This window comes from Kangiella marina, from assembly GCF_039541235.1.
In the GTDB taxonomy this organism is placed as follows: domain Bacteria; phylum Pseudomonadota; class Gammaproteobacteria; order Enterobacterales; family Kangiellaceae; genus Kangiella; species Kangiella marina.
In genome coordinates, this window is sequence record NZ_BAABFV010000001.1 from 536,664 (window position 1) to 549,169 (window position 12,506).

At 41.6% G+C, this 12,506-nt stretch carries 10 protein-coding genes; 1 reads left to right on the forward strand and 9 read right to left on the reverse strand.

Features of this window, described 5'->3' with window-relative positions; genetic code table 11:
- Window positions 1-3: 3 nt before the first annotated feature.
- Complete coding sequence (gene uvrY, locus ABD943_RS02320) at window positions 4-642, reverse strand: UvrY/SirA/GacA family response regulator transcription factor (protein WP_345291581.1); 639 nt, start codon at window positions 640-642, stop codon at window positions 4-6.
- Window positions 643-735: 93 nt separating this feature from the next.
- Here uvrY and ABD943_RS02325 point away from each other — a divergent pair, with 93 nt between their 5' ends.
- Window positions 736-1,227: a hypothetical protein gene (locus tag ABD943_RS02325; RefSeq protein WP_345291582.1), complete on the forward strand. Its 492-nt coding sequence runs from the start codon at window positions 736-738 to the stop codon at window positions 1,225-1,227.
- A gap of 63 nt (window positions 1,228-1,290) precedes the next feature.
- Here ABD943_RS02325 and ABD943_RS02330 read toward each other — a convergent pair whose 3' ends face one another.
- From ABD943_RS02330 to ABD943_RS02365, 8 genes are all read right to left on the reverse strand, one after another.
- The gene (locus tag ABD943_RS02330) at window positions 1,291-2,625 is read right to left on the reverse strand and encodes a M24 family metallopeptidase (RefSeq protein WP_345291583.1); all 1,335 of its coding nucleotides are present in this window, start codon (window positions 2,623-2,625) and stop codon (window positions 1,291-1,293) included.
- Window positions 2,626-2,842: 217 nt separating this feature from the next.
- A complete protein-coding gene (locus ABD943_RS02335; RefSeq protein ID WP_345291584.1) occupies window positions 2,843-3,262 on the reverse strand; it encodes a hypothetical protein in 420 nt (139 codons plus the stop codon).
- Window positions 3,263-3,291: 29 nt separating this feature from the next.
- Entirely contained in the window at window positions 3,292-3,912 is a 621-nt protein-coding gene (locus tag ABD943_RS02340; RefSeq protein ID WP_345291585.1) for a nucleotidyltransferase domain-containing protein, read from the reverse strand.
- A gap of 108 nt (window positions 3,913-4,020) precedes the next feature.
- Complete coding sequence (locus tag ABD943_RS02345) at window positions 4,021-4,770, reverse strand: uracil-DNA glycosylase family protein (RefSeq protein WP_345291586.1); 750 nt, start codon at window positions 4,768-4,770, stop codon at window positions 4,021-4,023.
- Window positions 4,771-4,773: 3 nt separating this feature from the next.
- Complete coding sequence (locus ABD943_RS02350; RefSeq protein WP_345291587.1) at window positions 4,774-5,511, reverse strand: M48 family metallopeptidase; 738 nt, start codon at window positions 5,509-5,511, stop codon at window positions 4,774-4,776.
- Complete coding sequence (locus tag ABD943_RS02355; protein WP_345291588.1) at window positions 5,504-8,653, reverse strand: type I restriction endonuclease subunit R; 3,150 nt, start codon at window positions 8,651-8,653, stop codon at window positions 5,504-5,506. Before ABD943_RS02355 ends, ABD943_RS02350 begins: the two co-directional genes overlap by 8 nt.
- The gene (locus tag ABD943_RS02360; protein ID WP_345291589.1) at window positions 8,650-10,008 is read right to left on the reverse strand and encodes a restriction endonuclease subunit S; all 1,359 of its coding nucleotides are present in this window, start codon (window positions 10,006-10,008) and stop codon (window positions 8,650-8,652) included. The genes ABD943_RS02355 and ABD943_RS02360 overlap by 4 nt, the downstream gene beginning before the upstream one ends.
- The gene (locus tag ABD943_RS02365; RefSeq protein ID WP_345291590.1) at window positions 10,005-12,458 is read right to left on the reverse strand and encodes an N-6 DNA methylase; all 2,454 of its coding nucleotides are present in this window, start codon (window positions 12,456-12,458) and stop codon (window positions 10,005-10,007) included. Before ABD943_RS02365 ends, ABD943_RS02360 begins: the two co-directional genes overlap by 4 nt.
- Window positions 12,459-12,506 lie beyond the last annotated feature (48 nt).

Below are 12,506 nucleotides of genomic sequence, written 5' to 3' on the forward strand. Positions count from 1 at the left end.
GTCTTACTGTGACTCAATAACTTTATAGCGCAAAGCTAAATGCGTTAAACCAACATCATTTTCAACACCTAACTTTTCAAACAGCCGATAGCGGTAACTATTGACGGTTTTTGGACTTAGGTGGAGTGTGTCGGAAATGTTTTGCACCTTTTCGCCGCGCGTGATCATAAGCATGATCTGCATTTCACGCTCTGATAGCTTGGAAAAAGGATTGTCATCGTGATTTTTGAATTGGCTGATAGCCATTTGCTGAGCAACTTCTGCCGCTAAATAGAATTTACCACTATTAACCGAATGAATGGCTTTGACCATCTCTTCGATATCAGTCCCTTTGGTCAGGTAGCCCATAGCACCAGCACTAATGAATTGACTTGGATAAGGTTCATCACCATGAACCGTTAGCGCGATAACTTTTAAATCAGGATCGAAACGCAACATCCTGCGGGTGGCTTCTAAACCTCCAATACCAGGCATATTGGCATCCATCAGCACAACGCTCGGCTGATGTTCCTTTTGTTTTGTGAGAGCTTCTTCGCCAGATTTCGCTTCACCGATAACCTCAATACCTTGTGCGTCCGACAAAAGGCGACTTAGTCCTGTACGAACCAAATCATGATCATCGACTAACAAAACCTTTATCACAAAACCTCCTAATAGAACTTCAATTTAGCGGTTCAATTATTATGAAATTAGGTTAAGATAGCAAGCAAGATCAAGATAAGTTTGGAAGATTGTATGATTATTAAACGCATTATGATACTCAGCTCACTATTAGTGATCAGCTCGAGTCTACAGGCCGCTTCAACGCCGGAGGACTGCGCCGCTATTACTAATGACAGTAAGCGCTTAGCATGCTATGACAATTTCCTGAAAAAACAAAAACAACAACGTGAAGAAGCTGCAGCAAAACCAGAAAAGCCTGCTGAAAAGCGCGAGCCTGTGCTAACAGCAGAGCAAAAGTTTGGTGCAGAAAAATTGAAAGACCCTGCAAAAAAACCTAAAAGCGTTAATCAAATTCGTTCGCAAGCAGTAGGCACTTATAAAAGGTGGAAAAAAGGCCTACCTGTCACACTCGAAAATGGTCAAGTTTGGGAAATTACTGACTATAGAAGTACTTACTATAAAGTCAAAGACCCAATTATTACTATCGAGAAAGGGATGTTTAGTAGTTACTTACTGGAGGTTGAAGGTCTAAATCAGCGTTTCAAAGCTAAACGAATTAAGTAGCCCTCATAAAGTAAAAAAGCCCGCAAATCGCGGGCTTTTTTCTGATGCTATGAAAGGTATACGCTATTCACTTGGAATCAGAATCAGTTCCTCTTGGGGCGGTATCAGGTACTCTGCACCCTCTTCGGTAATCACTACCATTTCCTCTACTGAAATAGTTTTAGTAGTTCCGTCGTCGCGCTTCCACGCATGAAAGCCATCAAAAGCAAACACCATACCTGCTTTAAGCTTTTTCTTCGCTGCTGGGCGCACGGTAGCACCACGTGAACCACCTAAGTTTGGCCCCGTATCATGCGCCACATAGCCCACAGGGTGGCCTGTACTCCACATCACATGCTCAGAGCCATTCTGCTTCATGAGTACACTTTGCGCCGCATCGACATCAATCCCACGAACGCCCGGCTTCATCGCATCAAAAGCCGCACGACCACCAGCGCGAGCGCTTTCCCAATAATGCTGAATATCCTCTGGAGGTTCTGTCTCTCCTGGCTTTAGGACGTACGCAAAACGTTGAATATCGCTGACCCAGCGACCATGAACCTTAATTCCAAAATCCGTTTGGATCACATCACCCGGCATAATTACTTTGTTCGTCGCGTGGGAATGACCGCGATCGGGACCAGAATTCACGTTCGGGTTTTGATCCGGCGCCCAAGCATCGGTCACGCCATGCTCCGCCATCTTAGCTTTAAAAAAGCGCGCCACATCAGCATCCGTCGTCTTACCCGGAACTACCTGTTTATATGCCTCGATTTGCCACTCGGCAGTCAACCGAGCCGCCTCACGCATGATGTCCACTTCCTGCGGCAACTTTATCGCTAACCACTCGTACACCAGTTCTTCTGAAGACACTAAACGTTGCGCAAACTTATCTCCCAAAGCATCTTCTAGCGCCAATCGTTGCGTATAGCTTAAACCATCCGCTTGAACATTGTTTATCGATGAATTCACCGCAATACGCTGAAAATCATGCTCTCGAATAAAGTCAGTCGCCTGCTTTAACGCAGACTCACCTCGTGGCACAGACACAACCTTGTCATGAATCTCTAACTCAGCCAGCGCCGTAGCCTCGCTCGATGGCGAAAACACCAACGAATGAAATTCGCCACCGTCTTTCTCATCGCTCAAACGATAAAACACATAAGCCGCAGGCGCCCCAGCATTCTCACACCCAACATGATCCGCCAAAGGATCATTATTGTTCTCACGACACAAAATCACCCACGCATCAACATCCGCCGCCTCCAACGCACGAGGCAATAACGTATTAATACGCTCCTTACGAATCTCCGGCCATGGATTAACAGCCCCCTCTGCCTCTCCCGCCACAGCAGAAGCCTGAGCAAAAACTAGCGTACTAAAAATGAAACTACAGAATAAAACCAATCGCTGAATCATAGCGTTCTCTTATTATTGATGTGGAAAATCACGTCGCAAGCACATTAAACCTTGCGACAATCTATTCACAACATAAAGAAAAGAGTTAACAAAGTCGAATATACTTAAGGTAAGCCTTTATACGAATAACTCTTTGGACAACCCAACTCAAAGTATTCGTACACACGTTTATAAGTGCAATACAACGAGTAAAAATTAAATACGTTTAGCTGGTCGCTTACAAAGGTGGTAATCGCTCGACTAACTCTTTGAGCTCTTCAGTAATTTCAATAAGCTCTTTTAGCAATTGATTATCTATTTCGACATACCCTTCGTATTCTGCGAGGTTCCTAACCTGATGACACTTATCCAGCACCCGCCACTTTGCCTTTTCTAGCCCAACAGTATGTTGTAAACACTGGAAAACGATATAACGCTTATCGGTCCTATAACCACAATATCGAAGAGCGGCTCTTGATAAAGCAAAAGCAGCACCATAAGCAAGAGAAAAGCGACTGTCATCGGATAAATCAACACTTTGGCTATCCTTTAATTTATTATTAGCAGCTTGAACCAGCCCGTTAAACTCACTTTGGTCAGGCGCTTCATGCTTTAATTCATTAATTTTAACTAAATTGTCTAATGCTACTTTATCCATTTATGTCCTTATCGCTTCAGTTGCCTTCCCTAGCTCTCTGAGCTAATAATCCTGTCAAACGTTTCCTGGCCTAAGAGCCAAATCTTTGGTTGTTCGAGCACTTTTACCATAAAGTTTTGCTTATTTTCTAAACGCTGCTCAAACTCCTCTAAAGTCAAAATAGTAGGGTTTATCGTTCTGCCCAACTGCTTTTCAGCATCAGCAAACAACGCCATCACTTCGCTATACCCCAAATTCTTACCAACCAAAAATACATCAATATCACTGCCAGTATGCTCTTCCCCTTTCGCCATTGAGCCATAAACAAAAGCAAAGTCTAGTTCCTTTTTTATTGGCTCGATGGCTGATGACAAAACTCCTGCGAGCCCAAAAGTTTTCAGCACAATCGACTTCAGTTCATTAAAAATTGGTGCCTGCTGATTCGCTGAATAATGATTCTGATTTCCCTGTTTTTCTATATGAACCAAGCCACAACTGACTAACTTATTAAGCTCACGTTGTATCGCCCCCTTACCCACACCGACCTTTCGAGCGATCTCATTGAGGTAAAAGCTCGATTCACTATTTCCAAAAAGAATCGCCAAAACACCTTGCTGTGTCTTAGTAAATAACGCATCTGCTATGTTTGATAGCTCAGTTTGTCGACTCATAATTTAGAAAAGTACCCAATTTAGGTACGATAATACCCAAAATGGGTACGGTAGGCAAGTTTATGAGCGGATTACAGCTATTATTCGGCTCATAAGCCAATTTCGATGTTATTGGTTCGCTATAAGGGAGTTAAGTGCACTACAGACATTACTTGCTAAAAGCTCTTCTTTCCTGCCCTGCGGGTGCTCGGCAATCACAAGAGGAATAGACTCGTCTCCACTTTTCCAGTAGCCGACAAAGTCGATGTATTTCAATAAAGGTTTATGCTCGCTTGCGACAACGTTGTTTTCTATAAACAGGTTTGCCCAGCTTTTGCTGGTTAGCATCAATATTCGGCGTGGTTCCTGACTTCGGATTTCTTCTTTGAGAATATCGTTACAAACAGCTTGTTGAGCACGGATTAACGCATTCGAGGGATTGCCGCCACTGTGAGGTGCAACTTTATAGAGATTCGTCCAATACAGATGATGATACCAATCCTTTGCATCAGTAATACCGAGCTTAGTTAATACTTTCTGATTCACGCGCCAAAAAGCCGAACGACGAGCGTTGTAGCCGCGCTCTTTATCTTGATTCTTATCATCATGACCACGCCGTAACCAAGCTTTATCGAGCCAAGCCATTTGGCTTGAGCTTTTCTTTACTTCAAAGTGCTCACTAAAACGTTCCTCTGAACACTCTGATAGCTTGATTCCTTTATGCCAACCATTAACAGCACGTCCAATAACCATCAATTCTCGATTAGAACTATAACTCTTACCCTCTAAGCCACAAAACCCCGTGATTTCAGTATGCTTTTCACGCTGAGGTAAGTTCTTGATTAAATCGTTATACAACTGCTTGATGTGGGTGTTCATGAGTCAATACTCCCAGTCCTCATGTGCTAAAGGAGATGTATTTAGTAGTTTTCGTCTGGACTGCCAGTCTGGTAGGAATCTACCCATTAAAGACTTAAATCTTTCGTTATGATTTCGTTCATGCAAATGTATTAACTCATGAACGAGAATATACTCTAAGCATTGTAGGGGCTTTTTGGCCAACTCTAAGTTCATTAAAATTCGACGTTGCTCAATATTGCAACTTCCCCACTTAGTTCTCATTTTCCGAATTCCCCAACCGCTAACAGAGCGATCCACAATTGGTTGCCACTTATCCAATAATTCAATAATTTTTTGGTTTAACTCAGCTCTGTACCAGGCACTCAGTAATTTTTCTTTGTTATGAATTGAGCATCCAGGGTTTACAAGCATTTTTAACTTGCCGGACTTAAGTCTCTTGATTTCATGCTTTCCGTACCGCTCTATTAGTTCAAGGCGATATTTTTGCCCAAAAAAGTAATGACATTCACCCGAAATAAACTGTCTTTTTGATTGGCGGGGCTGTTCCTGAAAGTATTGTTGCTGTTTTTTTATCCAACTTAACTTTGAAATGACAGCTAATCGAATATTGTCATCAGTTGTACTATTGGGCACAGCAACACGAATATGACCACTGGGTGGGTAAACAGCTAAATGTAAGTTTTTAATATCCTTTCGGACTATATGGACAGTGATACCATTTACTGTCAGTGTAGACTTAGATTCTCCCGCCTTAGTCATATTCTTTCTGATTTTTGACTATTTCCATAACACTATCAACATCTACTTTATATTCACCAATCTCTTCTTTAACAGCATTTTCTACCCTTTTCCTTCTAAAGCGATTACTCTTCCAGTCTGCTTTTTTTGTATAGCGTATCGCTGTGTCAATCCGAGTAACAAGCTCTTCGTTTTGATCTAGATTATCATATAAAGATTGCTTCGCTTTAGTGTTCATAGACTTTGGATAATTACTTTCACAGCTTCCATCGCTAGTAATACCTTCAGCAATTTTTTTAACTTGTTTTAAATACTCTTCATAACTAACAGCCTCTTCACGTCGCTGCTTGATTAAAGCATCGAGTAGTGCAGACATTTTGTCATAATACTTTGGATTAATCGGCTGTCCCTCAATAATGACTTTTCGAATATTATTTTCAATTGTCTCAGCCATTGCCTCTGGAACTTTTGTATTCTCTGGACTAGCTGGGTTTTGCTTTGATTTTTCAACAATTAACTCGATAAGTCCTAGCTTCTCAAAATCGATAACCGTTTCACTATCTTCTGCTTTAATATAAGTATCAAGCAAACGCCTCATGGCGGGCTCATACTGCTTCATATCGACTTCATCTTTTGATGCAAGTTTAATCTCTTTGCGCATATGGCTGAAATGCTCTACTTCCGCTTTAATATCTTTAGCTTCTTTGGCGTTGTAGCCCGCAGCATGCATTTCATTCGCCATATTAGAGTATGCACGCACCAAAGCGGCAACATTCTTGTACAATGTGACACGTTTAGACTCGTTAAGCTTCAAGTCTTCGCTTTTAGCCACATCCCCACAAAAATAGCGGATATAATCAATCAACTCCTTAGGTTCTAATACAGGTTCACAAAGAGCCTTAGTCGCCTCTCTAGCTTCTTCAAGCCGCTCTTTACTAGTAACGAGCCTATCCGTCAATAAACCTTGGACATCTTCTTTGTCGTAATCATCAAACGCTCCGCTGGTGTAGTCGCTAATCGATGACTCCAAACTATGAAAAAGGTCTTTATAGTCAATGACATAACCATACTCTTTATCTTCACCATCGAGACGATTAACCCGGCATATTGCCTGAAACAACCCGTGGTCTTGCATCTTTTTATCAATATACAAATAGGTGGCTGAAGGTGCATCGAAACCAGTCAGCAACTTATCCACCACAATCAAAAGCCGCATTTGCCCTGGCTCTTTTTTGAAGAGTTTCTTAGCTTTAGTTTCAAAATTCTCCGCTTTCTTAATCGCTTCTTCTTTGGGGATTTCATAAAAATCAGCGAGCATTTGCTGATAAATTTCATACTGATGGAGTTTTTCAGTTGCGCCAGCTCCAGTTTCTTCTCCTTTGATATCATTGGGTGATGGCAAATAACTGGTAACAATAGCGCACTTATCTTTTAAGTCAGTCTTCCTAAATAATTCATAAACCTTACAAGCTTGATAAATGTTGGCACAAACTAACATGGCGTTACCCCGCCCATCTGCTAGACGTGGCTTGGTTTTCATGTCTTTCCAGATATCGTTGACGATCATCCCCAAGCGCTCCTGACTTGAAAGGACTTTTTGCATCGTTCCCCAACGTTGCTTTAACTGTACCTTAGCCATATCAGTTAAGCCCTTAGTGTTGATATCAAACCACTCATCAATCCTTTCTGGTTTACGAATATATTGGTCGATATCCCTTGCCTCATATTGCAAGTCTAATACAACCCCGTCTTCGACAGCTTCATCAAACTTGTAGGTATGAATAAAGGAGCCAAAAACCTCAATACTTTTCTGCTTATCTTTTTTCAACAACGGCGTGCCAGTAAAGCCAACAAAAATAGCCTCTGGAAGAATAGCCTTCATGGCGGCATGCAGCTTCCCAGATTGAGTACGATGGCATTCGTCCACAAAGACAAACAAGTTGCCTTTAGCTTCAAAGTCTGTAGGTAAGTTATTTTTTAACTCTTCCAAATAATCGTCGGTCGCCTTGTCATCATTTTCATCATCGTTTGCGCTTTGACGACCAAACTTATGAATCAAAGAACAAATAAGCCACGGTTCAGCTTCATTCAAGATACTAACTAAGTCAGCACCACTCTTACTACGCCTAATGTCTTCATCAACGCCTTTAAAAACACCTTCAATCTGCTCATCAAGTTCAGTTCTATCAGTTATTACCAGCACTCTGGCGTTATTAACATGCTCCCTTATCCATTTTGCTAACCAAACCATGGTCAAGCTTTTACCCGATCCTTGTGTGTGCCAAATAATTCCACCGTCTTTTTTCTCCAGGCGCTCCTGTGAAGCTTTAACACCAAAGTACTGGTTTTGACGACAGGTTTTCTTGTAGCCTGCGTCAAACACAACAAAGTCATGAATAATTTCAAGGAGCCGTTCTTTATTACAAAGGTTACAGATATCGAAATCCAAAATTTCGTCTGTATAACTCACGTCATTAATAGATAAGTGCTTGCTGCTTCGCTCATCAGCGTCTGGAGTATAATCGGGGTTTTCTTCTTTCCAGGTATAGTAGTGACTTTCGGGTGTTCCTATCGTTCCATAACGTAGTCCCTCAGTATCGTTTCCGGCCATAACTAGCTGTACTGTGCTATAAAAGTCACGGATAAAAGATTTCTTTTGGTTATCAAGGTTTTGGCGAATGCCTTCTGTTACCGATACTGATGAGCGCTTTAGCTCAATAACACCTAAAGCAATACCATTCACATACAAAACAATATCCGGGCGTTTGTTGTTTTGTCCTTTGACAGTGACCTCTTCTGCGATAGCAAAATGGTTATTTGAAGGATTATTCCAATCAATTAGCCAAACAGTCTTGGTCGTTTCCCCCTGACCTTGGCGTACTTTGACACCATAACGTAATAAGCTATAAATATCTTTATTGGCATGATAAAGCTTTTTACCATCGCCCATAGTCGCAGCGAGCTTAAACTGGCGAATAGCCTTGGTGATAATGGAGTCACCAACCCCTTGCTTAATAAGCCAAGAACGCACATACTCCTCTTCGATACAAGAATTACTCTCACGGTCTTGCCAATCACCATAGTAATCATAACCGAGTTGATTTTGAAACAGTGTAACCACGCGATTTTGAGTGGCACGCTCCTTTTGCCCTACTTTACTCATATCAGTCGAGTTCTCCCCGTCAATAGTTCTTGCATCATACCTTGTTTAATACTTTTAGTTTTATTAAGACGTTGCTTCAGTGCCTGAATCTCTTTGTCCATATCCGACAGGATGTTGGCGATGGCGGTTTGTTCAGCCGCATTTTGCGGAATGGCAACATGAGTACCATTAATCAGCTCGGTATTCAGATTCATCTGTGATCCTGTCTGCCCCTGCTTACCCCACTCATCCTCAAGCTCTTTAAGGATGTAATACATGTAATCTTGATCTACTGAAAGCCCATTAAGCACTACAAACCCATCGTGGATACATAAATCTTTCTTAGTGATAATGGGTTTTCCAACCGTTGCACAGATACTCATAACTAAGTTATTCTTAGCCACAAATCGGCTATTGGCAATACCTAATTCTGAGAGGCTTTGCGTTGTCTCAGTTAAATACTTATTAGTTTTAGAAACATCAGAAATACGTAACCAACCAACTGTTGAATTTCGTTCAAACCAAATAGGATTATCTATTGGTCTTGGCGAAGCTCCTCTCTGAATCTTGGCTAGTTCCTCCATTTTAACAGCATCCCAATCCTCCGGTATTTCCCCCAACTCACTTGGCTCATAGCCTTTCTTTGAACCATCTTCGCGCAGGGAAAATTGTGGCAGTCGGGTACGGCCAGTGAGGAGCTGTTGCATGGTAGCGGTTTTGATGGCCTGTTTTTTGGAGATCAACTTTTCCAGTACACTGATCAGAGCGTCAACGTCAGATAAAGCATTGGCAATGGCGGCTTGTTCGTCATGCTTTTTAGGTATGGGAACCAGATAATTAGCTACTGCTTTCTGGGATAAAGTCGGAATTGCACCACCAACAATTGTTTCTTCAATTTGGTTTTGCACAAGTTCAAATTGCATCACATAAGAAAGCAACGGACTTGGACACTTAACCTTTTTTAATACAACTACCTGCGGGTTTAGGGTTGCTTCACGCTCTAGGGAACTAACAAGCCCTACTTTTCCATAAGTTGAACCGGTTTTAACGAGTAACACATCGCCATTAAAGATTTGAATCTCAGGGGACTCATGATATTTCGACCATGAGATATATGTGCAATGATCAAAATCTAAAGTACCTTGCAAAATATTTGAAGGGCTTATACTTAATACACCTTGATCTTGTTCTACGATGTCTGCCTTGGTATAACCCCTAAAACCTATACGTCCAAATATCGTACACAGACTCCCAATTGGAACAACTTCCCAATCCTCTGGAATAAGCCCAACTTCCGTTTGTTTGTAACCAACCGCCACAGTGCTCTCAGCCATTTCCGCTAGATAATTTGTATTTACTTCAGCTACTCCACTCATAACGCCCACTCCACCCCCATGGCTTTTAAGTGGCCCGCCACTTTATCACTCAAGTTTTCTACCGACTGGGTAATAACAGGCAAAGGCTGGCTATAGCGTTCTTCCAGTTCTTTGACTCGGTTAGCTAGTTGCTGGGTGACACGTTCGATTTCAGCCTTGATATTGGCCTCTAGAGTCACAAGCCATTTAGCTTCGACGATAAGAGACTTAATTTCTTCCTCGGTTAATGTTGGATAGTGTTTCAATACGTCAACATCCAAGGCTTCTTGGGCTTCTTTTAACGCTTTTTTCCCCAGCGTCTCATCGTCGAAAAGCTGCTTGGCCTGCTTGAGTGCAGAGAGTTCCTCTTCATCTGTTGCTTCTTTAAGTCGAGTATTTATCGTGGTTTTGGTTACTTTATCCTTATCATTCATGGCTTCAGCCAGAAGTCCATCTTCACCTGTATGCTCTTCAATATAGCTTTCCAACTCTATAGTAACTCTATCCAGTTCTGACTGAATTTGTTCAATATTCGATTGCTGCCCTTTAAAGTATCGCTGAATAATTAAAGCTGGCGGAATGTGTTCTGCTCTGTACTTTTTCTTTTTTATTACCAGATCCGGTGTTTCTTTGAGTTTTTCGCCTTTTTTAGCCACCAGTTCTCGTAGTGTGGTTCCAGACTCCCAACCATCTTGAGCTATAACGTATACGTCGTCTTGCATCATTTCCGACCAATAGTCCATCAGAATTTGATAAATATCGTACTTACTTAATAGTGGGCTCTTGGAATAGCTGTCTAACAAATCTTCACTGATATCATGAATAATAGCTTTAGGTTGTTCGCCTGGCTGAATAGATTTTAAATTGACTCTTTCAGCCCATTGGTGAAAAGGTTGCAGGCTTTCTTCAGCGAACTGTTTGAATTCGCGATGATTTAGAATGGTACTTTTTACTTCATTGGCTTTTACTAATGCTTTACTGTAGCCCTCGCGCTCAGGCTCGAATAAAGTTTCTCTCAGGCTAGGGAATACCTGCCAATAATCCTTTAACGCATCAATATCAGCGTTAGGAATCCCACCTTGTAAGTGACCGCTTAGATCATGTAGATCCTCTTCTACCGAACTATCTATATAACGGGGAATGTTGAGATTATATTGATGCTGCTCTATTTCAGAGAAGCTAACCATACGGCTATAGCGTGGTATTTCAATTTGATTATTAAAAACATCTACAATTTTATGGATATCCTGAGAGCGAAGGCGGTTTTTCGGGCCATCTTTCATAAATCCTTTACTGGCATCGATCATGAAAATCCCGCTTTCAGGATTGTTTAAACGTTTTTTTGCATCGGCTTTGTCAATCACGATGATGCAGGCAGGGATACCAGTTCCGTAAAATAGATTTGCGGGCAAACCGATAATACCTTTGATGTACCCTTGCTTTATTATGTTTCGGCGAATGGTAGCTTCAGAATTACCGCGAAATAATACACCATGTGGCAAAATAACAGCTGCTTTGCCTGTGCTCTTTAGAGATTTAAGGATATGCAGCAAAAATGCATAATCACCATTTTTTTCAGGAGGTGCGCCATACTCAAAGCGTTGATAAATATCAGCCCCATTATCATCAAGACGCATACCGCTGTTCCAGGCCTTAAAAGAGAAAGGAGGATTAGCTACAGCAAAATCAAACCGCTTTAGAGCTTCGTTACCTTCTTTAAATTCAGGTTCAGCGATAGTGCTGTGTCCACCTGGAGCAATCTCCGCATCCGCATTATTATGCAAAATCATATTCATACGACACAATGCAGTCGTCGCGACATCCTTTTCTTGGCCGTAAATACTTAAACCATTAATCGTTTCATCAGCCGCTTTCAATAATAAAGAACCTGATCCACATGTTGGGTCATACACAGTCTGATCTTGGCGTGTATCTTTAGTAATACCAACAACTTTTGCGACGACACGGGAGACCTCTGCTGGTGTATAAAACTGTCCTTTGCTTTTACCTGACTCCGTTGCAAAGTTTCGCATCAAATATTCATACGCATCACCCAGTAAATCATCCCCTTGTGCGCTATTGCTACCAAACTCAAGCCGTTCAAAAATACCAATCAACCGAGAAAGACGATCGACCATTTCCTTACCTTTGCCAAGGCGCTCCTCATCATTGAAGTCATTATCTTTATTAGCCAGCCAAGGCAACTCATTTTCCTTAGCAATCTGCTCTAACAAAATATTGAGCTTTTCACCGATTTCCTTATCTCCTTTTAGCTCAACCATATCGTCAAAGCTACATCCCTTAGGTACGACAATTAAGGCCTTAGGCTCTTTTTTGTACTTATCTGAAACATACTTAAGGAACAGAAAGGTCAGAACATAATCTTTATATTGTGAGGCATCCATACCACCTCGTAATTCATCACAACTTGCCCAAAGGGAAGAATATAGTTCTGTTTTTTTAATGGCCATTATTGTTGTTCCAATGCTTTATTTGATAGTTCGTGATCGGTGGCTATT

Excerpts from the sequence above, each read along its gene's own strand:
- ABD943_RS02335 (WP_345291584.1), bottom strand. The coding sequence starts at position 3,262 with ATGGATAAAGTAGCATTAGACAATTTAGTTAAAATTAATGAATTAAAG.
- ABD943_RS02355 (WP_345291588.1), bottom strand. The coding sequence starts at position 8,653 with ATGAGTAAAGTAGGGCAAAAGGAGCGTGCCACTCAAAATCGCGTGGTT.
- ABD943_RS02360 (WP_345291589.1), bottom strand. The coding sequence starts at position 10,008 with ATGAGTGGAGTAGCTGAAGTAAATACAAATTATCTAGCGGAAATGGCT.
- ABD943_RS02365 (WP_345291590.1), bottom strand. The coding sequence starts at position 12,458 with ATGGCCATTAAAAAAACAGAACTATATTCTTCCCTTTGGGCAAGTTGT.
- ABD943_RS02325 (WP_345291582.1), top strand. The coding sequence starts at position 736 with ATGATTATTAAACGCATTATGATACTCAGCTCACTATTAGTGATCAGC.
- ABD943_RS02345 (WP_345291586.1), bottom strand. The coding sequence starts at position 4,770 with ATGAACACCCACATCAAGCAGTTGTATAACGATTTAATCAAGAACTTA.
- ABD943_RS02350 (WP_345291587.1), bottom strand. The coding sequence starts at position 5,511 with ATGACTAAGGCGGGAGAATCTAAGTCTACACTGACAGTAAATGGTATC.
- ABD943_RS02330 (WP_345291583.1), bottom strand. The coding sequence starts at position 2,625 with ATGATTCAGCGATTGGTTTTATTCTGTAGTTTCATTTTTAGTACGCTA.
- ABD943_RS02340 (WP_345291585.1), bottom strand. The coding sequence starts at position 3,912 with ATGAGTCGACAAACTGAGCTATCAAACATAGCAGATGCGTTATTTACT.